The organism is Metapseudomonas phytobenefica (assembly GCF_043392685.1).
Classification (GTDB): Bacteria; Pseudomonadota; Gammaproteobacteria; order Pseudomonadales; family Pseudomonadaceae; genus Metapseudomonas.
Map to the genome: position 1 here is coordinate 142,015 of NZ_JBHZGM010000003.1, position 22,632 is coordinate 164,646.

Genomic DNA, 22,632 nt, shown 5'->3' on the forward strand with positions numbered 1-22,632 from the left:
CCGCTCCATCTGGTACGGATGTGCACCAAAAGTAGGCATGACGTCGCTTCATCTTTGTGCAAGACTCGCCGCCGATCTCGGACGCGTGTGCTCCGCCGGACTGTTCCGCCCCACAAGGACGGGCCTTTCAGGCGGCCAAGGGTCGTTACCACGACCCGGTTTTTCGGCTACGCGGCTGACTCCTCGACAACTACAAGATGAGGTATCCCCATGTCGGTTGCTGATCATCAGCCACAACATGAATCGCTGCACCGAGACCTCGGTGAGCGTCACATCCGCCTGATGGCCCTGGGCGCCTGCATTGGCGTCGGCCTGTTCCTCGGTTCGGCCAAGGCCATCCAGATGGCCGGTCCGGCCATCATGCTCTCCTACATCATCGGTGGACTCGCCATCCTGGTGATCATGCGCGCCCTCGGCGAGATGGCTGTGCATAACCCGGTGGCCGGCTCCTTCAGCCGCTACGCCCAGGACTACCTCGGCCCGCTGGCGGGCTTCCTTACCGGCTGGAACTACTGGTTCCTCTGGCTGGTGACCTGCGTGGCGGAAATCACCGCCGTGGCTATTTATATGGGCGTCTGGTTCCCTGACGTGCCGCGCTGGATCTGGGCCCTGGCGGCGCTGGTCAGCATGGGCGGGGTGAACCTGATCGCCGTGCGTGCCTTCGGTGAGTTCGAGTTCTGGTTCGCCCTGATCAAGATCGTCACCATCATCGCGATGGTGCTGGCCGGCACCGGCATGATCGTCTTTGGCCTGGGCAACGAGGGGATCGCCACCGGCATTTCCAACCTATGGGAACACGGCGGCTTCATGCCCAATGGCGTGCAGGGCGTGCTGATGTCCCTGCAGATGGTGATGTTCGCCTACCTCGGCGTGGAGATGATCGGCCTGACCGCCGGCGAAGCGAAGAACCCGCAGAAGACCATTCCCCAGGCCATCGGTTCGGTGTTCTGGCGCATCCTGCTGTTCTATGTCGGCGCGTTGTTCGTGATCCTCTCCATCTATCCGTGGAACGAGATCGGCTCCCAGGGCAGCCCCTTCGTGATGACCTTCGAAAGCCTCGGCATCAAGACCGCCGCCGGCATCATCAACTTCGTGGTGATCACCGCCGCGCTGTCCTCCTGCAACGGCGGCATCTTCAGCACCGGCCGCATGCTCTACAGCCTGGCCCAGCAAGGCCAGGCGCCGCGCGCCTTCGCGGTCACCTCCAACGGCGTGCCGCGCCGTGCGCTGCTGGTATCCGGCGTCGCCCTGCTGCTGGGCGTACTGGCCAACTACCTGGTACCGGAGAAGGTGTTCGTCTGGGTGACCTCCATCGCCACCTTCGGTGCCATCTGGACCTGGGTGATGATCCTGCTGGCGCAGATGAAGTTCCGCCGCAGCCTCACCCCGGCCGAGCAGGGCAAGCTGCAGTACCGCATGTGGCTGTTCCCGCTGAGCTCCTACCTGGCCATGGCCTTCCTGGTGCTGGTAGTCGGCCTGATGGCCTACTTCCCCGAAACCCGCATCGCCCTCTACGTGGGCCCGGCCTTCCTGGCGCTGCTGGTGGTGCTGTACAAGGTGTTCAACCTGGCTTCGGCCAAGGACATGGAAGTGCTCGGCGACGCCGCCTGAGTCCTGCCTTCACGATGAAACATCGGGCCCGCCATGTGCGGGCCCGATGCATTTCAGGCGTCTGGATTGTCTATGAAGAGACTAGGCTGAACCCATCGCTGTTCAAAAAAGGGAGGTCATCGCCATGGCCGGATCTGCTGCCATTCCTTGTCTGCGTTACCGCGATGCGCCCGCGGCCATTACCTGGTTGTGCAATACCTTCGGCTTCGTCGAGCACCTGGTGGTGGCCGAGAAGGACGGCAGCATCGCCCATGCCCAGCTCAACCTTGGCACCGGAATGATCATGCTCGGTTCGGTACGGGATAACGACTACGGCCGCCATTTGCGCCAGCCCGACGAAAACGGTGGGCTCGGCACCCAGGGCATCTACCTGGTGGTTGCGGATGTCGACGCCGTGCACGCCCGCGCCCTGGCTGCCGGCGCCACCATCGTCCTGCCGCTGAAGGATGAGGACTACGGCGGACGCGGATTCACCTGCCGCGACCCGGAAGGCCACCTGTGGAGCATCGGCTCCTACGACCCCTGGGCTTGAGCCGTTCGGCCCTTTGCCGGAAGATCGCGCCCCAGCTGCCGGCAATCCCGACTGAACGGACTTTCCGAGGAATACGCCATGCAATGCATCACCTTCCCCGACGGCACTCGCGTGCCCGCCATCGGCCAGGGCACCTGGCACATGGGCGAGCGGCCCGCCGAGCGCAAGCGCGAAGTCGCCGCGCTGCGCCAGGGACTTGAACTGGGCCTCAAGCTGATCGACACCGCCGAGATGTACGCCGAAGGCGGCGCCGAGGAAGTGGTGGGGGAGGCCATCGCCGGCCTGCGCGAGCAGGTCTTCCTGGTCAGCAAGGTCTACCCCTGGAACGCCAGCCGCAAAGGCACCGCCCTGGCCTGCGAGCGCAGTCTCAAGCGCCTGGGCACCGACCATCTCGACCTCTACCTGCTGCACTGGCGCGGCGAGCATCCGCTGGAAGAAACCGTGGAAGCCTTCGAGCGCCTGCGCGAGCAGGGCAAGATCGCTCGCTGGGGCGTGTCCAACCTCGACCTCGACGATCTCCACGAACTGCCTGCCGGTTGCGCCGCCAACCAGGTGCTCTACAACCCTGAGGCGCGTGGCATCGAGTTCGACCTGCTGCCGTTCCAGCAGCAACAGGGCATACCGCTGATGGCTTACTGCCCGGTGGGGCAGGGCGGCAGCCTGCTGCGCAACGAAGCGATCCGGGAGGTCGCCCGCCGCCATCAGGCCAGCCCGGCCCAGGTGGCCCTGGCCTGGGCCCTGCGCCAGCAAGGGGTGATCGTCATTCCCAAGGCGGTCGATCCGCTGCACCTGAAACAGAACGCCGAGGCCCACAGGCTCCAGCTCAGCGCCGACGATCTCGCCCTGATCGACCACAGCTACCCGCCGCCGCGCCGCAAGCGCCCGCTGGAAATGGTCTGAGGCCGGAAGGGCTACCGACTGCCGGAGGCAGCTCGCTGGCGAAAGTGCAGGATGAGTCCGCAGCGTTGGGTTTCGCTGCGCTCGCGGAGCGCCGCCCGGACCAACCTGGGTGAGCGGTTTTTCGTAGGTTGGTCCGAGGAACGAGGCCCAACGCTGCGTAGGGCGAATCCGCAGCGGAGTCCTGCCTGATGGCAGGATAATTCCTTGGAACAGATTCCTATTATCCGACAGCTCTCATAGACTCTTGCGCACGTAAATCCAGGGAATGGCCTCGATGAATCGCACGCAGTGGATGTTGTTCGGCTTGGTGGGACTGGTGGCGGGCGCATGGGCGGAGGAGCCGCCTGTGCAGGATCCCTTGCTCGACGTCCCCGTAGCGGCGACCGCTTCCGGCAGCGAAGCCCGAGGCGTGCTGCGTGCGCGTAACCAGGCGGTGCTGGCCAGTGAGCTGGCCGGGCGCATTGTCGAAATGCCCTATGCCGAAGGCCAGGCGTTCAAGAAGGGCGAGGTGCTGGTGCGCTTCGATTGCAGCGCCTACCAGGCTCAGCTCAACGCCGCCAACTCCGCCGTGCGTGCCGCCGGCGAAGAACTGAAGAACAAGCAGCAGCTCGCCGCCCTGAACTCGGTGGGGCGCTTCGAAGTGGCGCTGGCCGAGGCGCGTCAGGCGCAGTCCCGGGCCGAGGCGCAGGTCTACCAGGTGCAGGTACAGCGCTGCCAGGTGAAGGCCCCCTTCGACGGCCAGGTGGTGGCGCGCAAGGTGCAGCCCCATGAGAGCGTCGCCAGCGGCGCGCCGCTGCTGGAAGTGGTGGACAACCGCACCCTGGAGATCCACCTGCTGGTGCCCTCGCGCTGGTTGAACCGGCTCAAGCCCGAGCAGGCCTTCGAATTCGTTCCCGATGAAACCGGCAGGCCGCTGCAGGCGGTGATCAAGCGCCTGGGGGCGCGGATCGACGAAGGCAGCCAGACCCTGCTGCTGATTGGCGGCCTGCCGGTCGATGCCGACGGCCTGCTGGCCGGCATGAGCGGCACCGCGCATTTCCCGGAGACGCCATGAACGCCGCCACACCCGGTGCGGCCGAGCGCGTTTTTGCGCTCTTTCTCGGGCTGGAGAAGCAGGCACGCCAGGCGGCCAGCACCGAGCAACTGGCCTTCGCCATGGTCAACGACGGCCAGGCGCTGTTCAATTTCCGCCATGCGGCGCTGCTGGTCGCCGGCAAGGTACAGGCGCTGACCGGCATCAGCGTAGTGGAGCCCAACGCCCCCTTCGTGGCCTTCGTCGAGCGTGCCGCCGGGCGACTGCTGGGGCAGGGGGCGCTGGATGAGACCTGCAGCGTCGATGCCGCGCTGCTCGACGAGCAGTCCCGCGCCGACTGGCAGGCGCTGTCTGCCCCCCAGGCCTGCTGGGTGCCCCTGAAGGATCGCCTGGGCGAAGTCTTCGGCGGACTCTGGCTTGCCCGCGAACAGCCCTTCAACGAGGCCGAGCTGACCCTGCTGGCCCAGCTCGGCGATACCTACGCCCACGCCTGGCTGGCGTTGCAGCCGCGCAAGCCCTGGCGCCTGCGCTGGCCGAAGAAGAAGCTGCTGGCCATCGCCGCTGGCCTGTGCCTGCTGCTGCTGATTCCGGTACGCCAGTCGGTGCTGGCACCGGCCGAAGTGGTGCCACTGGGCGGCCGGGTGGTGGCGGCGCCACTGGACGGCGTGATCGCCGAGTTCCTGGTCAAACCCAACCAGCGCGTGGCCGCCGGCGACCTGCTGGTGCGCTTCGACGCCACCAGCCTGAAGGCCCAGGCGGACGTCGCCGAGCGCGCTCTGGGCGTGGCCGAGGCTGAGCTCAAGGCCAATGCCCAGCGCGCTTTCGCCGATGCCGAATCCAGTTCGCGCATCGACCTGCTGGCCGCGCGGGTGGAGCAGAAACGCGCCGAACGCGACTACGCCCGCGAGCTCCTGGCCCGCAGCGAGGTGCGCGCCGAGCGTGCCGGTATCGCGGTGTTCGCCGATGCCGAGCGCTGGACCGGCAAGCCGGTGCAGACCGGCGAGCGGCTGATGCAGATCGCCGACCCCGCCCAGGCGGAACTGCGCATCGAACTGCCGGTGGGGGACGCCATCGCCCTGCAACCCGGTGCCGAGGTGGCGCTGTTCCTCGACAGCGATCCGCTCAACCGTCATGCCGCGCGCCTCGAACGTGCGGCGTACGAAGCCCAGGGCACAGCCGCCGGGCAACTGGCCTATCGCCTCGACGCGGCCTTCCTCGACGCGCCGCCGCGCATCGGTCTGCGGGGGACCGCCAAGCTGTTCGGCGACCGCGCGCCCCTGGCCTATTACCTGCTGCGCCGGCCGCTCGCTGCGCTGCGCCAGAGCCTGGGCTTCTGATGCTGCCGGCGCTGCGTCCCGACCTGCAGCTGTCACCGGCCGCGCCCGGCCTGGACGGCGCTCCCCAGTGGACCCTGGCCGACCCCTTGCGTGGTCGCTATTTCAAGCTGGGCGCTGCCGCCGTGCGCCTGTTGCGCCACTGGGCGCTGAGCGATCCGCAGCGGGTACTGGAGGCCGCCAACGCCGAGCCGGGTCTGCCCCTGGGCGGTGCCGAGCTGGAAGAGATGCTGCGCTTTCTGCGTGGGCACGACCTGATCGCCGCGTCGGATGAGGAGCAGCGCGCCAGCTACGGAATGAAGTCCGCCGCCCGGCAGCAGAGCCTGGGCAAGTGGGTGCTGCACCAGTACCTGTTCTTCCGCATTCCGCTGTGGCGCCCAGACGCTTTCCTCAATCGCGCCTGGCCGCTGCTGGAGCGCAACGGCCCGTGGCTGCTGCGCTGGGGGCTGCCATTGCTGTTCGCCCTTGGCCTGTTCCTGGTGGCGCGCGACTGGCAGCGCTTCATCGCCACCTTTCCGCACCTGTTCAGCCTTGGCGGGGCGACGGCCTTCGGCGTGGCCCTGACCTTCGCCAAGCTCTGTCACGAATTCGGCCATGCCTTCATGGCCAAGCGCGCCGGCTGCCGGGTGCAGAGCATGGGCCTGGCCTTCATGGTGCTGTTGCCGATGTTCTACACCGACGTCAGCGATGCCTGGCGGGTCAACGACCGGCGCTCACGATTGCTGATCGGTGCCGGCGGCGTGCTCGCCGAACTGCTGCTGGCGGTGCTGGCTCTGCTGGCCTGGTCGCTGCTGCCGGACGGGCCGCTGCGCACTTCGGCCTTCATGTTGGCCAGCGCCACCTGGATCACCACGGTGATCATCAACCTCAACCCCTTCATGCGTTTCGACGGCTACTTCCTGCTCTCCGATCTCTGGGGGGTGGATAACCTGCAGACGCGGGCCTTCGCCCTGTGCCGCTGGCGGCTGCGCGAAGCCTTGTTCGGCTATGGCGAGCCGGTGCCGGAACCCTGGTCGCCGGCCATGGCCAGGCGCCTGCTGATCTGGGGCTACGGGTCCTGGCTGTGGCGCGCGGTGCTGTTCTTCGGTATCGCGCTGGCGGTGTATCACCTGTTCTTCAAGGTGCTGGGCATCTTCCTGATGCTGGTGGAGCTGCTGTGGTTCATCGGCCTGCCGATCTGGACGGAACTGAAGGAGTGGTGGCAGCGGCGTTTCCAGGCGAACCCGCGCAAGGTGCTGCTGGCCGGCAGTGGAATGCTGGTGTCTCTGGCCCTGCTGGTACTGCCGTGGCGCAGCTCGGTCGAGGTGCCCGCATTGCTGGAGGCCTCGCGTACAACTGCGATGCATGCGCCTGTGGCGGCGCGCCTGAAGACCTTGCAGGTGAAGGACGGGCAGGCGGTGGAGCAGGGCGCGCTGCTGCTGGAGCTGGAATCCCCTGACCTGGACTCGCGCCAGGGCATCGTTCGTCGCGAAATCGAAATCCTCCAGCTGCAGCTGCGCCGCCAGGCCGGACGTAGCGAAACCGCCGCCGATGCCGGCATCCTCGAACAGCGGCTGGCCGAGGCCGTGGCCGAATACCGCGGCCTGGCCGCCCAGCGCGAACGCCTGCAACTGCGCGCGCCCCAGGCTGGCGTCGTGCGCGACCTGCTGCCCGATCTCACGGTCGGGCGTTGGCTGAGCCCCCGGGAGACCCTGGCGCGAGTGGTGGAGCCGGGCCAGCGCCTGCGCGGCTACCTGGCCGAGGAATACCTCTGGCGCGTGCAGCCGGGGGCGGAAGGGCGCTTCATCGCCGACGACCCGGCGCGCCCGGCGATTCCGGTGCGGCTGGATGAAGTGGATGCCACCGGCGTCGCCTATCTGGAGCTGGAAGCCCTCAGTTCCGACCATCATGGTCCCATCGCCGTGCGCCGCGATGCCCAGCACCGCGCCGAGCCGGTGCAGGCCCAGTACGGCGTGCGCCTGAGCCTGCTGGACGACGCCATCCACCCGGACCAGCCCCTGCGCGGCGTCGTGGTGCTGGATGGGGAAGGGGAGTCGGTCCTCGGTTTTGCCTGGCGCCGGCTGGCGGCGCTGGGGGTAAGGGAAAGCGGGTTCTGAACAACAGCCTGGAACAAGGACGATTCAATGCCGATGCCGCCACTGCCGATCTGTTCGCGCCTGCCTCTGGCGTTCGCGCTGGCGCCTCTGCTGGACGCCCTGGAGCGAATCGACGATGCCGCGTGGCAGGGCCACTTCAATACCGGCTACTACGAGGGCGACTGGAGCGGTGTCGCCCTGGTCGCCCCGGACGACGCACCGCTGCCGTTGGCACCCGGCCAGGGCGCGCCGGTTCGCAACGGCTGGTGGCAGCGGGAGGCCGCCTGGAACGAGCTGCTGGAAGCCTTCCACACCACCGTGCGCAGTGCACGCCTGCTGCGCCTGGGGCCGGGCTCGCGCATCCTTGAGCATTGCGATCCGGACCTCGGCCTGCCCGACAGCGACCTGCGCCTGCATGTGCCGCTGCTGAGTCCGGCAGGCGTGGAGTTCCTCGTCGATGGCCTGCAAGCGCCCATGCAACCGGGCGAATGCTGGTTCCTCGACCTGGCCCGTCCGCACCGGGTGGACAACCCCGGTCCGGGCCAGCGTATTCACCTGGTGCTGGATTGCCAGCGCAACGACTGGCTGCTCGGGCTCATCGAACGGGGACTGCCTGATACGCCTGCTCTGCAGCCGGGGAGGGCGGGGCAGGCCTTTGCTGCCTTTCGCCGATTGCTGGAGCGGGACCCGGAGCTTGCGCGGCGGTTGCAGGCGCTGACCGATACCCGCGACTTCCTGCGGGAATCGGTAGCGCTGGGCGCAGCGCATGATCTGCACTTTTCCGAGGCGGAAGTCCGTTCCGCCATGCGCCAGGGCAAACAGGCATGGAGCGAGCAGTGGAAGGCATGAGTGTGCGGGACATGCATGGCTGGTTGCCCATCCGCGCCTGGCGCCGCGATGGCGAATGGTGCCTGGACTGGTGCTGGTTCGGTGAACAGCGGCTGACCCGGCCCTTCTTCCGCGACGACGTCGACTTGGCGCTGCGCCTGCCCTTCAACCAGGCGTTTCGGCGCGAGACCGGCATCCAGGCGCTGCTCGACTGGCAGGCCGCCAGCCCCGGCCTGGCGCCTGATGCTTTCGTTTTTCATGCCTCCCGCTGCGGTTCCACCTTGATCGCACAGATGCTGGCCTGCCTGGACAGCCATGTGGTCCTGTCCGAGCCTCCGCCTCTGGACAGCCTGCTGCGTGGGCACTATGAGGACGAACTTGCCGGTTGTGCCCAGGAGGCTGCCGTTGTCGCGATGCTTTCGGCATTGGGGCAGGCTCCATCGCCTTCGGCGCGGCACCTGGTGGTGAAACTGGATGCCTGGAACCTGTTCGAATTACCTATCTTGCGGCGCTGCTTCCCGGATACGCCCTGGGTGTTCCTCTATCGCGATCCTCTGGAGATCGCGGCGTCGCACTTGCGGATGCCCGGCATGCATATGATTCCCGGACAGCTCGGGGCTTCACCACTGAACGAGGCGGAAGAAGCCACGGTGCCACGTGAGGACTACATCGCCCGACGGCTGGGGCGCCTGCTGGAGCAGGCGGCCGTGATGTGCCGGGACTACGGCGGGCTGGCGCTCAATTACAGCGAGCTGCCCCACGCTGCGGTGGGCCGGCTGCGCGAGAGTTTGCGGCTGGCTCCGGATCAACTGGAAGTGGTCATGGCTGCCAGCCGGCAGAATGCCAAGCGGCCGGGCGAGACGTTCGCGGCGGACACGCAGCAGAAACGCGATTCGGCCCCGGCGGCATTGCGCGATGCGGTGTCCCGCTGGGCGGAGCGGCCGTATCAGGCGCTGGAGGCGCTGCGTCTGGGTCAGTTGCGCTGAACGGGTTCGCGGCGCATCTGCAGCTGCACCTCGACCGCGCTTGCGGGCAGGGTGCGGAATCCCAGGCGCTGGTAAAGACGAATGGCTGGGTTGTGCGCCATGACCGCCAGTTCCAGCGCCTTGCATTGCCGGTCTGCGCGGCGGGTGAGCTCTTCCAGCAGCCATTGGCCGTAGCCGCACCCCCGGTAACGGGCTTCCAGGCCGAGTTCCAGCACGCGAATGGTGCTGGCGCCTTCATGAAGGGTAATCAGCCCGATGGGCGCGTCGTCCAGCAGCACCAGTTCCGTATGGGCTTCGGGATAGTGGCTGGCGAAGACTTGCTGCTGGAGCTGCCACTGCTGTTCGAGAAGGGCGGGGCAGGCGGCAATCATGGCCGGGTCCAGCCCGCGCAACTGGGCGAATAGCTGACGCATCCAGGGCTCGTCGGCCGCATTGGCTACCCGCTTGGTCAGCATCTCAGCCGTCTTTATCTCGATCATGCGCTGCTGTACTTTCCTCTACCGCTCAGGCCCGTGCCTGAATTCCTAACGATCAGGGAGTGACCAGATGTTCATCGAAACCCAGGGCCTTACCGCAAAGATGTTCGCCTCCGAGGTTGGCCAGGTCTTCACCGCCGAGACGGTGCCCGAACCTGTGCAGCTGACCTTGCTGAGACTGGTGGAAGGCAGTGCTCCCAACCCGGGATTCCGCACGCCGTTCTCGCTGATCTTCACTACGCCGATGAGCGTTCTCCTGCTGGAAGCGCAGTACCGCCTGAAGAGCGCCAGCGGCAAGGAGTATCTGCTGCATCTGAGCCCGATCGTTTCTCCCCTCGACGGTCAGCGCCACTACCAGGCCCAGTTCAACTAGGCCTGGCAGCGGACAGCCTGAGTCAGTTGCGACTCGGGAATACGCCCTGGGTGCAGATGCACTGGGTCAGTGCCAGGAACGGCTGCATCACGCCGATGGGCAGGTTCTGGCCGCTGAGGCCCAGTTGCACATCAAGGCTCGCCTGCACTGGCAGTTCCACGCTTCCCGGCGCCGGAGCGTAGATCTGCACGGTTACGCCGGTACGGCCCGAGGTGCCCTGCGCCTGGGCCAGGGTGGCGTCCGCCGCAGGCTGATCGGAGGCGGCCTCGGTAGTGGACGACTGCAGTACCACGGTCGCCTCGGCGGTAGCGCCGTGGATATGGGTGGGCAGGTTGAGCGTGGTCAGCGTGACGTTTTCCGAACCAGCCACCTGGCCGAGCGGATACTGGTCGCTTTGCCCGACCGCTACTCGTCCGTTGAGGTTGGGCAGACCGAAGGTCTGGACGCCATTGCCGCCGTAGGTGACACCCAGCAGGGCAAATAGCGCCTGGTTCTGCTGGATCGGCAACAACTGGCCGCTGCAGGTCATCCAGTTCCGAGGTGCGAAGTTGCCGGCGAAGGGCGCGATCACGCCGAGGTAACTTTCGATATCCATTCTTGAGTCCTCGCGCCGTCAGTTGCGGGAAGGGAAGATCCCTTCCATGCAGATGATGTAGTTGATCACGGTGAACGGCTGCAGGATGGAAAAAGGCTGGTTATTGCCGGCAGCCTGGACGTTGACGGTGGCTGAGCTGGACAGGGGGAGGTTCACCGAGCCGGGGGCCGGGGCGTAGATCTTCACATCCACGGGCGTGCGGCCCGAAGCGCCATTGGCGGCGGCCAGCACGCTGTTGGCATCTGGTGTCGCCGAAGTCGCCGCATCGGTACTGGCGGGCAGCGAGGCGGTGGCGGTTGCAGTAGCGACGTGGGTGTGGGCGGGCATCTGGCCAGTAGTCAGAGTGACCGACTCGGTACCGGCCATCTCGCCCAGGGTGTACATGGAGGTGCCGGGGGACTGGCCGGCGCCGACGGGCACGCGACCTTGCAGGTTCGGCAGGCAGAAGGTGGTCTGGCCGTTACCGCCGTAGACGGTGCCGAGGAGCGAGAACAGGGCGCTGTATTGAGCGATGGAGATTGTCTGCCCCTGGCAGAACGCCCAGCCACGGGGCGCGAAGTTGGGGGCCCAACCGCTGATGGAACCGAGATAGGACTGGTCACTCATGAACTGATTCCTTCCTTGCGTATGTGAGGCTTTATTGGAATAGGCAAGGAAGTACTGGCGATAGACTGGCACTTCCCTGCGCGCGGTGAACGATAGACGAAATTTCCTTTCGCCTCATGTTCTTTAGCACAGGGATACGTCGATTCTGTGATTCAAACGAAGTAAGGCGGGACTGTTTGAGACTCATTGGTCATTGATGGCGGGCTGATGGCTGAAAGCCATTTTCAGAGTAGGAAAAAGCAAATAACATCGTCGGACTATTCAGGCAGTGCAGAGTCACCGACAGGGAGCGCACAGCATGTTCTGGTCGAACAAGAATAAAGTATCCGGCCGCCCGTCCCAGGCCGACGTCCGTTCTCCCCTGGCTCTGCCCCTCGAACCTCGCATGATGTTCGACGGCGCTGTCGCTGCCACTGTCGCCGATACCGCGGCGAGCCAGCCCACCGACACCCCTGATGCGCAGGACACCGCTGCGGCCGGGAACTCGTCCCATGACAGTCTGGCCGCCGCCCCCACTGGAGGCACCAGCGACCAGCGCCAGGAAGTGGTGTTCGTCGACAACGGCGTCAAGGATTACCAGCAACTGGTTGCGGCCATCAAGCCGGGCACGGAGGTGGTAGTGCTGGATGGCAGCAAGGATGGTCTGCAGCAGATCGCCGACTACCTGGACGGCCGCAGTGGCATCGATGCCATCCATATCATCAGCCATGGCTCGGAAGGGCAGGTGCTGCTCGGCACTTCGGTGCTGGATATGGGCAGCGTCCAGCAGCGTGCGGATGACCTGGCCGCCATCGGCGATTCGCTGAAGGCCGATGGCGACATCCTGATCTATGGCTGCGACGTGGCCAAGGGTTCGGGGCAGACCCTGATCCAGCAGATCGCCAGCCTCACGGCAGCCGATGTGGCGGCTTCCAGCGATGCCACCGGGGGGCTTGCCAAGGGTGGGGACTGGTCACTTGAGGCGCAGGTGGGAAGCCTGGAGACCGCTTCGCTCTGGCAGGATGCGGCGCCCGGCTATGACGGCCTGCTGGCCACCGTGACGCTGAACCAGGGCTGGTTGGACAATAACGCCGACGATTGGAGCTATTCGGACAATCAGACCGCCGGCGACTTGCAGAGCGAGGGTAATGGCATTTATCTGAACGTCAATACCAGTGCGTTTGGTCCGACACCCGTCGAGTTCACCATCTCCAGTGTTTCCGGCACTGCGTTCAATCTCGACAGCATTACGGTACGCCCGTTCAACGACAGCAACGACTTTCAGTTCGAGATCTATCCCACCGGCAACTATGCGGCCAAGGTCACCAGCGACCTGATCAGCAACCAGCCCAACCAGCCCATCGCCATCAGCACAAATCTGCTGAACATCACGTCCTTCACCATACGTTTCGTCGACACGGGCTCGCTTCAGGGCGAGCCCTCCAACATGGACTTCCTCAACTTCACCACCTCGCCCGCCAATGCCGCGCCTAGCATCGTCAACGTCAGTGATGGCAGCGTCGCCTGGGCGGGCGTCGGCAATGTCGTGATGCTGGATGACGGTGCCAATGCCGTACTGGCGGATGCCGAGTTCGACGCCCTCAACGGTGGCAACGGTGACTGGGCGGGCGCCAGCCTCACCCTGAAGCGCCCCGGCACCGCGGTTGCCAGCGATATCTTCGGCTTCAATACCGCGGACGCGCTGTTCACCGTCAGCGGCAACAACCTGCAGTTCAATAACAACACCTTCGCCACCTTCACCAATACCGGCGGTGTACTGACCGTCACCTTCACCAGTAGCAGCGCAATAGCCACCACCGCCCTGGTCAACGACGTGGCGCGACATATCACCTACCGCAACGACACCCCGGCGGGCGATGCTACGGTGCGTTTCACCCTGAGCGATGGCGCCTCCAGCGCCACGGCTGATACCACGGTCACCAGCGACACCATCTACGTCACCAACACCACCGACACCGCCACGATCGACGCGTCTAACGGCGTGAGCATCAGCGAGGCGGTGGCGATTGCCGCTGCAGACGCCACGGGCAGCCAGACGCTGGTTTTCGGCAGCAATTTCAGCGGCCCCGTTTCGCTGGCCGGAAACCTGTCCATCAACGAAAGCCTGACCTTCAATGCCGATTCGGCCTCGGGCCTGACCATCAACGGCGGCAACACCATCACCCTGGGTGGCGGCACCACGCTGAGCTTCACCAATTCCACCGGCACCGTCACCATCGCCGCCACGCTCGGCGGCAGCGGTGCGTTGAGCAAGGCCGGCGCTGGCACGTTGGCACTGTCAAGCGTCAGCAACGAGGCGAACATGTCAGGTGGCATTACCGTCACCGGCGGCACCTTGCAGGTACAGAGCGACGATCACCTGTCCTCCGGCACGCTGACGCTCAACGGTGGCACGCTGACCAACAACACCTCCGCGATGACCATCGACAACGCCATCGTGCTGGGTGCGGCCGGCGGTACCTTCAATATCGGTGGGGGCAGTGACGCCACCACGGTCGTGCTGTCCGGCACGATCTCGGGCAGCGGTAGCCTGACCAAGAATGGCCAGGCCATCCTGGAACTGAGCGGCAACAACACCTACACCGGCGCCACCAACGTGACTGCCGGCACCGTCATCGCGAGCCACGCCAACGCGCTTGGCACCACCGCTGGCGCTACCACGGTGAGCGGTGGCGCTACCGTGCGCCTTGCCGGAGCGCTCACGGTCGCCGAGTCCTTCAGTATCGCCGGCACCGGCAAGACGGTGTCTGCCGTCAACTACGGCGCGCTACACCTGACGAGCGGCAGCACTACCGTAAGCGGCACAGTGACGCTGACGGGGGCTGCCGACATCAGCGCGGCCTCCGGCAGCACCCTGACTCTCAACGGCGCCCTGAATGGGGCGTTCAGCCTGAACAAGACCGACTCCGGCACGTTGGTCCTGTCCAACAGCGGCAACGAGGCGGGCCATAGCGGCGACACCACCGTCACCGGCGGTACGCTGTCGATCGCCAACGACGACCACTTGGGTTCCGGCACGATCACGCTGAACGGCGGCACCTTGGGCATCAGCGGGGCCACCACGATCGATAATGCGATCGCGCTGGCCTCCGCTTCGGCCATTTCCACCAGCGCCAATGCCACCGTCAGCGGCACACTCAGCGGCAGCGGCACCTTGACCAAGTCCGGCGCCAGCACGCTGACCCTTTCCGGCAGCAACACCCACAGTGGTTCCGTCAACCTCACAGCCGGCGGGCTGACCCTGAGCGGCGGCTCGGCGCTCGGCAACAGCAGTGCGGTGACGCAGTCGGCCGGCACCACGCTGACCGTCTCTACCGCCGAGACTATCGGCTCCCTCGCAGGTACCGGCAGCGTGGTACTCAACGCCGCGCTGACCACTGGCGGCGACAACACCAGCACCAGCTATGCCGGTGTGATCTCGGGCTCGGGGTTCGGTATCACCAAGCTGGGCAGCGGCACGCTGACGCTGACCGGCAACAACAGCTACACCGGCGCCACCAACGTGTCGGCGGGCGGGCTGACGCTCAACCGCGTCGGCGGCGCGCTGAACGACAACACGTCGGTGACGGTGGCGTCCGGCGCGACCCTGACGGTCGCTGCCAGCGAAACCATCGACGCCTTGTCCGGCGCCGGCACCGTGGCCCTTGGCACTTCCGCGCTGACGATCGGCATCAACGGCACCAGCAGCACCTTCTCCGGCGCCATCACCGGTTCCGGCACCCTGACGCTGGATGGCGGCGGCACCTTCACGCTGTCTGGCACCAACAGTGGACAGGCCTGGGGAATGCAGGTGTTGAGCGGCGGCACGGTTTCGATCGCCGGCGACGCCAATCTGGGCAGCGGGACTGTGCAACTGAACGACGGCACGCTGTCGGTCACCAGCACCGGGACCGTCGACAATGCGATCACGCTGGGGGCGAGCGCCGGCAGTATCTCGGTAGGTTCCGGTCTGGCTGTCAGCCTGAGCGGTGCGATCAGCGGTGGCGGCGCCCTGACCAAGACCGGCAGCGGCACGCTGACCCTGTCGGGAGGCAACAACTACTCGGGTACCACCACCGTTTCCGCCGGTACCTTGTCGGTGAACGGCACCACCACCAGTGCGACCACTGTGGGCAATGGGGCCACCCTGGCCGGTAGTGGCACCCTGGGCGGCAATGTGACTGTCCAGAGCGGCGGCACCCTGTCGCCGGGCAATAGCGCCGGCACCCTGACGGTGAACGGTAACCTGGTGATGGGCGCGGGCAGTACCCTGGCGGTCGAGATCAACGGCACCACGGCGGGCACCCAGTACGACCAGGTGGTGGTCAACGGCACGGTGGACGTTTCCGGCGCCACCCTCGCCGTCACCCATGGCTACGCGCCCGGCTTCGGCGACGTCTATACCCTGATCGACAACAATCTCAGCGACAGCGTCACCGGCAACTTCAGTGGCCTCATCGAAGGCGGCACCCTGACCGCCGGCGGCAACGGTACCGTGCTGACTGCCAGCTACGCCGGCGGCACCGGCAACGACTTCACCCTGACGGCACCCACCAACAGCACGCCGGTAGTGACGGGCCTCGACGGCGATAGCACGCCCTATACCCCCGGCACCACGGTGGTGCTCGACGCCGGCGGCGACGCTGTGGTCAGCGATGCCGAAGACGACCTGGCGAACTGGAACGGCGGCAGCCTGGTGGTGCAGCGTTATACCGGCGGTAGCGCCGACCCGAGCGCCAACGACCTGTTCGGTTTCGACCTCGGCAACGCCAACTTCAGCGTCAGTGGCAACGCCTTCAGCGGCAATCTGCAGTTCTCCGGTCTCACCTTCGCGACCTACAACTACGCCGGCGGCGTGCTCACCATCAGCTTCACCGGCAGCGGCGTTCCGGCGTCCACCGCGCTGGTGCAGGACGTGGTCCGCCACATCAGCTACAGCAACGCCACGCCCTACGGCGACGCGAACATCCGTTTCGCGCTCACCGACAGCCTGGGCGGCACAGTCAACAGCGACGTCACGCTCACTTGCAACACCATCTACGTCGACCAGAGCAACGATGACGCCGGCGGCGACGCGGCGGACGGCTTCAGCCTGCGCGAAGCGCTGGCGCGCGGTGCGGCCCAGGGCGGCGCCGACACTATTCGCGTGGTACTGGCCGATAACAGCACCATCACCCTGGGCAGTGGCGTCACCGGCGGCGCGGGCGATACCCTCGACCTCGACGGCGCCAACGGCCTCGTCATCACCGGCAGCACCATCACCCTGGGCGGCGCCTTCACCCTTAACAACGGCCAGGCCGACACGGCCACCATCGCCAGCACGCTGGCCGGCAGCGGCACGCTGACCAAGACCGGCGCCGGCACGCTGACCCTGACCAGCACCGGTAACGAGGCCGGCTACTCGGGCGTCATCGCACTCAACGGCGGCACCCTGGCGATCGGCAACGACGACGCCCTCGGCAGCGGTGCGCTGCAGTTCGACGGCGGCACGCTGGACGTTACCAGCGGCGGCGTAACCGTCGACAACGCCATGGCCTTCGGCAGCGGCGGCGGCACGCTCAATGCCAACGTCGACTGGACCGCCTCGGGTGTGTTCTCCGGTAGCGGCACACTGAGCAAGACCGGCATCTTCGGCACCCTGACACTGAGCGGCACCAGCGCGCACACCGGCACCACCACGCTGGGCGAGGGCATCCTGGCGGTCGGCAGCGACAGCAACCTCGGCAGCGGCCTGGTGAGCGTCTATGGCGGCACCTTCTCGGTCACCACCAATGGTCAGACCATCGACAACGCGTTCGACATCACCAGCCGCTCCGGCGCCATCGAACTGGGCTTCGGCATCGAGGCCACGCTGTCGGGCCTGATCACCGGCAGCGGCGACTTCTTCAAGAGCGGCAGCGGCACGCTCAACCTGACCAACACTGGCAACAGCGCCAGCGGTTGGACCTTCGGCCAGGTCAACGGCAAGACGGTGGTCACCTCGGCCAACCAGATCGGTGGTGGCATCCTCAAGCTCGCCGGCGGCACCCTGGCTATCAACACCAACGGCAGCTTCACCCTCGACCGCACGACCCAGGTGATCGACACGGTCGCCATCGACGCCACCGGCAGCGGCACCGGCGTGGTGATCAGCCTCGGCGGCCCGATGACCGGGAGTGGCGCGTTCAGCCTCAATGCCGGCGACAGCCAGATCTACCTGAGCAACGCCAGCAACCTGACTGGCAATCTCACCCTGTCCTCGAGCGGCGGCGCCGGCCTGGTGGCCGCAATCGGCTCCGGCACCCTGGGCAGTGGCACGATCAACCTGACCGCAGGCTCCACGCTCGGCGTGGCCGGCAGCAGCCGCACCTTCAGCAACGACATCGTGCTGCTCGGTGATGCCACGCTGCGCACCGGCTCCCCGGCCACGGGCGCCGACAACATCACCTTCAGCGGCGTCATCAGCGAAAGCGGCGGCGCGCGCAACCTGACCGTGAACGGCTACTCGGTCGCCGGCAACCACACCGACGTGGTCCTGTCCGGCAACAACACCTACACCGGCACGACCACGCTGCTCGGCGGCACCCTGAAGGTGGCGTCCGACGCCAACCTTGGCGGCGGCGACCTGGTGCTTGCCGGCGGAACGCTGACCATCGGCGGCGCTACCACCATCGACAACAACGTGAACGTGTTGGGCGGGGCGACCATCCAGACCGATGCGGCGACCACGCTGTCCGGCGTGATTTCCGGCGGCGCCACGCTGACCAAGCGCGGCAGCGAGACCCTGACGCTGACCGGCACCGAGACCCACAGCGGCACCACCCATGTTTCCGCCGGTACCCTGGTGGTCAACGGCAGCACGGCCGGCGCTACCACCGTGGGCAGCGGTGCCACCCTGGCCGGTATCGGCACGCTGGGCGGTGCGGTGACGGTGCAGAGCGGCGGTACGTTGGCCCCGGGAGGTAACGCGACGGGCATCCTCACCATCAATGGCCCGCTCAGCATGGCTGCCGGCAGCACCCTGGCGCTGCAGATCAACGGCACGACCGCGGGCTCCGGCCATGACCAGATCGTGGTGAACGGAGCCGTGGACGTGAGCGGCGCCACCCTGGCCGTCACCCACGGCTACGCGGCGGGGGAGGGCGATGCCTACACCATCATCGACAATGATCTCGCCGATGGCATGACCGGCAACTTCAGTGGTCTCCCCGAAGGCGGCATCCAGGCCTCCGCTGGCAACGGCACCGTGCTGAGCGCCAGCTACATCGGCGGCACCGGCAATGACGTCACTCTGACTGCACCCAGCTTCCCGAGGGTGACGGGCGTGACGTCCAGCAACGGCAATGGCCAGTACGGCATCGGCGATGTCATCACCATCACGGTGTCCTTCGACACCAATGTCAACGTGACCGGCACCCCCCAGCTGCTGTTGGAGACCGGTGTCACCGACCGGACCCTCAACTACGTTTCTGGTTCGGGCAGCAATACCCTGACCTTCAGCTACACGGTGCAGGCGGGTGACGTTTCGGCCGATCTCGACTATGCCGCCACTACAGCGCTTACCCTCAACGGCGGCACTATCAAGGGCGCTGCCGGCCAGGACGCTATCCTCACCCTGGCTGCCCCCGGCGCCGCGGGTTCTCTGGGGGCCAACAAGGCCCTGGTGGTCGACGGCGTACGGCCGTCCGCCAGCATCTCGCTCAGCGACAGCAACCTGAAGGTGGGCGAGACAGCGACGGTGACCATCACCTTCGACGAGGCGGTAAGCGGCCTGGATATCGCCGACTTCACCGTGGCCAATGGCAGCCTGAGCAATCTCAGCACCAGCGATGGCGGTATCACCTGGACCGCGACCCTGACCCCAACGGCCAACAGCGAGAGTGCGGGCAACCTGATCACCCTGGACGCCACCGGCTACACCGACGCGTCGGGCAACACCGGGGCTAGCACCGCCACATCCAATGCCTACGCCATCGATACCGCCCGCCCAACCGCCACCATCACGGTCGCGGACACTGCCTTGGCGGCGGGCGAGACCAGCACCGTCACCATCACCTTCAGCGAGGCAGTCACGGGCCTGACCACAGCCGACTTCACCGTGGCCAATGCTGTCTTGAGCGGCCTTAGCTCCAGCGACGGCGGCATCACCTGGACCGCCACCCTGACGCCGACATCGGGTACGACCAGTACCGGCAACCTGATCACCCTGGACAACACCGGTGTGCAGGACGCAGCGGGCAACACCGGGGCGAACACCACCGTTTCCAACGCCTACGCCATCGACACCCAACGCCCGACCGCCACCATCACGGTTGCGGACAGCGCGCTGGCGGCGGGTGAGACCAGCACGGTCACCATCACCTTCAGCGAGGCAGTGAGCGGCCTGGATATCGCCGATTTCACCGTGGCCAATGGCGTGCTGAGCAATCTCAGCACCAGCGACGGCGGTATCACCTGGACCGCGACCCTGACCCCAACGGCCAACAGCGAGAGTGCGGGCAACCTGATCACCCTGGACGCCACCGGCTACACCGACGCGTCGGGCAACACCGGGGCTAGCACCGCCACATCCAATGCCTACGCCATCGATACCGCCCGCCCAACCGCCACCATCACGGTCGCGGACACTGCCTTGGCGGCGGGCGAGACCAGCACGGTCACCATCACCTTCAGCGAGGCAGTCACGGGCCTGACCACAGCCGACTTCACCGTGGCCAATGGCGTGCTGAGCAATCTCAGCTCCAGCGACGGCGGCATCACCTGGACCGCCACCCTGACGCCGACATCGGGTACGACCAGTACCGGCAACCTGATCACCCTGGACAACACCGGTGTGCAGGACGCGGCGGGCAACACCGGGGCGAACACCACCGTTTCCAACGCCTACGCCATCGACACCCAACGCCCGACCGCCACCATCACGGTTGCGGACAGCGCGCTGGCGGCGGGTGAGACCAGCACGGTCACCATCACCTTCAGCGAGGCAGTGAGCGGCCTGGATATCGCCGATTTCACCGTGGCCAATGGCGTGCTGAGCAACCTCAGCACCAGCGACGGCGGTATCACCTGGACCGCGACCCTGACCCCAACGGCCAACAGCGAGAGTGCGGGCAACCTGATCACCCTGGACGCCACCGGCTACACCGACGCGTCGGGCAACACCGGGGCTAGCACCGCCACATCCAATGCCTACGCCATCGATACCGCCCGCCCAACCGCCACCATCACGGTCGCGGACAGCGCGCTGGCGGCGGGTGAGACCAGCACGGTCACCATCACCTTCAGCGAGGCAGTGAGCGGCCTGGATATCGCCGATTTCACCGTGGCCAATGGCGTGCTGAGCAACCTCAGCACCCGCGACGGCGGCATTACCTGGACTGCCACCCTGACGCCGACATCGGGTACGACCAGTACCGGCAACCTGATCACGCTGGACAACACCGGTGTGCAGGACGCAGCGGGCAACACCGGGGCGAACACCACCGTCTCCAACACCTACGCCATCGACACCCAACGCCCGACCGCCACCATCACGGTCGCGGACAGCGCGCTGGCGGCGGGTGAGACCAGCACGGTCACCATCACCTTCAGCGAGGCAGTGAGCGGCCTGGATATCGCCGATTTCACCGTGGCCAATGGCGTGCTGAGCAACCTCAGCACCCGCGATGGCGGTATCACCTGGACCGCCACCCTGACGCCGACATCGGGTACGACCAGTACCGGCAACCTGATCACGCTGGACAACACCGGTGTGCAGGACGCGGCGGGCAACACCGGGCTGAGCACTACCGCCTCCAACGCCTACGCCATCGATACCGCCCGCCCAACCGCCACCATCACGGTCGCGGACACTGCCTTGGCGGCGGGCGAGACCAGCACCGTCACCATCACCTTCAGCGAGGCAGTCACGGGCCTGACCACAGCCGACTTCACCGTGGCCAATGGCGTGCTGAGCAATCTCAGCTCCAGCGACGGCGGTATCACCTGGACCGCAGTGCTGACGCCGACCGCAGGCGTGACCTCCACCGCCAACCTGATCACTCTGAGTGGCAACGGCTACACCGACGCAGCGGGCAACACCGGGGCGAACACCACCTCCAACAACTACGCCATCGATACCCAGCACCCGACCGTGGCCAGCGTCAGCGTACCGGCCGGCGTGCATTACAACGCCGGCGATACCCTGACCTTCGTGGTCAATGCCAGCGAAGCGGTGATCGTCAACGGCACCCCGCGCCTGGCTATCGATATGGGGGGCACCACGGTGTTCGCCGATTACGTGGCGGGTTCCGGAACCTCGACCCTGGTGTTCCAGTACAGCGTCCAGGCGGGCGACAACGATGCCAACGGCATCGCCATCACTGGCCTGGTGGCCAACGGCGCGACCCTGCGGGACGCCACCGGCAATGCCATGGACCTCACACTGGACGGCGTCGGCGACACCAGCGGCGTGCTCGTCGATACCACGGCGCCCAACGCCAGCGCGACCGTCACGCGACTCGCCACGCCGGGCAGCGTGCAGTACACCGTGACCTTCGACGAGAATGTCAGCGGCGTGGACTTGGGAGACTTCAACCTGGTGACCACCGGCAACGTCACCGGCACCCTGCAATCGCTGGTGCAAGTGGACAGCCGGACCTTCCTGGTCACGGTCAGCAACGTCGCCGGCGCCGGTACCCTCAGCCTGGCGCTGAACGCCACCGGCACCCTGATCACCGATAACGCCGGCAACGCCATAGTCAGCGGGCTTGCCGCGCAGACCTACATCCCGTCGCAGAATGATGGCGATCCGGAGTTCCGCGCCTATGAGCCGCTCAAGTCACGGCCGGAGCCCATGCCTCTTGTCAAACCGGTGCCACCGAGCGTGCCGCCGTCACTCTTCGATTCGCCGCTCGTTCCGCAGCCACTGTTCGAGCAGCCGACCCTGGGCAGCGACATTCCGACGCTGAGCCATATCTTCGGTAATCGGGAGACCCCGGTACCCAGTGTCATCGCCCAGGTATTCGCCGGCAGCAGCAGTTTCGGCGACGGTTCGGGCCGGGGCTTCCTCGGCTTCGGTGGCGGCGATGCCAATGTGTTCGGCAGCAGTAGCCTGTCCGGCTTCTTCAACAGGGCGATGCCGCAGGACGGTGAGGAGATGAAGCTGTTCGATGGCAAGCAATGGCGTGGCGCCGGGGAGGGCGGCCAGGGGATCGGTGGCGGCTTCGGCGCGCCGACGCTGACGCAGCAATTGCACGACATGCAGGAACAGGAGCTGCGTCAGCTGCGGGACCTGGCCACGGCACTGGGACAGATCCAGGCGGATCGCCTGCAGGCTTGAACAAC

At 66.4% G+C, this 22,632-nt stretch carries 13 protein-coding genes; 10 read left to right on the top strand and 3 right to left on the bottom strand.

Going from position 1 to position 22,632, the window contains the following annotated elements; all coding sequences use genetic code 11:
- The first annotated feature begins 210 nt into the window (after nt 1-210).
- The 8 genes from ACFW0B_RS04015 (at nt 211) to ACFW0B_RS04050 (ending at nt 9,299) form a co-directional block, all read left to right on the top strand.
- Complete coding sequence (locus ACFW0B_RS04015) at nt 211-1,611, top strand: amino acid permease (RefSeq protein WP_449146663.1); 1,401 nt, start codon at nt 211-213, stop codon at nt 1,609-1,611.
- Between the two features lie 124 nt (nt 1,612-1,735).
- Nucleotides 1,736-2,143 (top strand): VOC family protein, encoded by a 408-nt coding sequence (locus ACFW0B_RS04020; RefSeq protein ID WP_449146664.1) that lies wholly within the window; start codon nt 1,736-1,738, stop codon nt 2,141-2,143.
- Nucleotides 2,144-2,221: 78 nt separating this feature from the next.
- A complete protein-coding gene (locus ACFW0B_RS04025) occupies nt 2,222-3,043 on the top strand; it encodes an aldo/keto reductase (protein ID WP_449146665.1) in 822 nt (273 codons plus the stop codon).
- A 274-nt stretch (nt 3,044-3,317) separates the two neighbouring features.
- Nucleotides 3,318-4,097 carry an efflux RND transporter periplasmic adaptor subunit gene (locus ACFW0B_RS04030; protein ID WP_449146666.1) on the top strand — a complete coding sequence of 260 codons (780 nt, stop codon included), beginning with the start codon at nt 3,318-3,320 and terminating at the stop codon, nt 4,095-4,097.
- A complete protein-coding gene (locus ACFW0B_RS04035; protein ID WP_449146667.1) occupies nt 4,094-5,413 on the top strand; it encodes an efflux RND transporter periplasmic adaptor subunit in 1,320 nt (439 codons plus the stop codon). Before ACFW0B_RS04030 ends, ACFW0B_RS04035 begins: the two co-directional genes overlap by 4 nt.
- Nucleotides 5,410-7,506 (top strand): HlyD family efflux transporter periplasmic adaptor subunit, encoded by a 2,097-nt coding sequence (locus ACFW0B_RS04040; protein WP_449146794.1) that lies wholly within the window; start codon nt 5,410-5,412, stop codon nt 7,504-7,506. The genes ACFW0B_RS04035 and ACFW0B_RS04040 overlap by 4 nt, the downstream gene beginning before the upstream one ends.
- 27 nt (nt 7,507-7,533) lie before the next feature.
- On the top strand, nt 7,534-8,334 hold the full coding sequence (locus ACFW0B_RS04045) for an aspartyl/asparaginyl beta-hydroxylase domain-containing protein (RefSeq protein ID WP_449146668.1): 801 nt from the start codon (nt 7,534-7,536) through the stop codon (nt 8,332-8,334).
- 23 nt (nt 8,335-8,357) lie between these two features.
- On the top strand, nt 8,358-9,299 hold the full coding sequence (locus ACFW0B_RS04050) for a sulfotransferase family protein (RefSeq protein ID WP_449146669.1): 942 nt from the start codon (nt 8,358-8,360) through the stop codon (nt 9,297-9,299).
- On the opposite strand, the gene ACFW0B_RS04055 is transcribed toward ACFW0B_RS04050, so the two are convergent.
- Entirely contained in the window at nt 9,287-9,778 is a 492-nt protein-coding gene (locus ACFW0B_RS04055; protein ID WP_449146670.1) for a GNAT family N-acetyltransferase, read from the bottom strand. The genes ACFW0B_RS04050 and ACFW0B_RS04055 overlap by 13 nt on opposite strands.
- 67 nt (nt 9,779-9,845) lie before the next feature.
- On the opposite strand from ACFW0B_RS04055, the gene ACFW0B_RS04060 reads away from it, so the two are divergent.
- A complete protein-coding gene (locus ACFW0B_RS04060) occupies nt 9,846-10,148 on the top strand; it encodes a DUF6916 family protein (protein WP_151132449.1) in 303 nt (100 codons plus the stop codon).
- 22 nt (nt 10,149-10,170) lie between these two features.
- Here the strand turns inward: ACFW0B_RS04060 and ACFW0B_RS04065 are convergent, their stop codons facing one another.
- Both ACFW0B_RS04065 and ACFW0B_RS04070 read right to left on the bottom strand, forming a co-directional pair.
- Entirely contained in the window at nt 10,171-10,743 is a 573-nt protein-coding gene (locus ACFW0B_RS04065) for a phage tail protein (RefSeq protein ID WP_449146671.1), read from the bottom strand.
- A gap of 18 nt (nt 10,744-10,761) precedes the next feature.
- Nucleotides 10,762-11,349 (bottom strand): phage tail protein, encoded by a 588-nt coding sequence (locus ACFW0B_RS04070; RefSeq protein WP_449146672.1) that lies wholly within the window; start codon nt 11,347-11,349, stop codon nt 10,762-10,764.
- Between the two features lie 298 nt (nt 11,350-11,647).
- On the opposite strand from ACFW0B_RS04070, the gene ACFW0B_RS04075 reads away from it, so the two are divergent.
- Nucleotides 11,648-22,627: an Ig-like domain-containing protein gene (locus tag ACFW0B_RS04075; RefSeq protein WP_449146673.1), complete on the top strand. Its 10,980-nt coding sequence runs from the start codon at nt 11,648-11,650 to the stop codon at nt 22,625-22,627.
- Nucleotides 22,628-22,632: the final 5 nt, after the last annotated feature.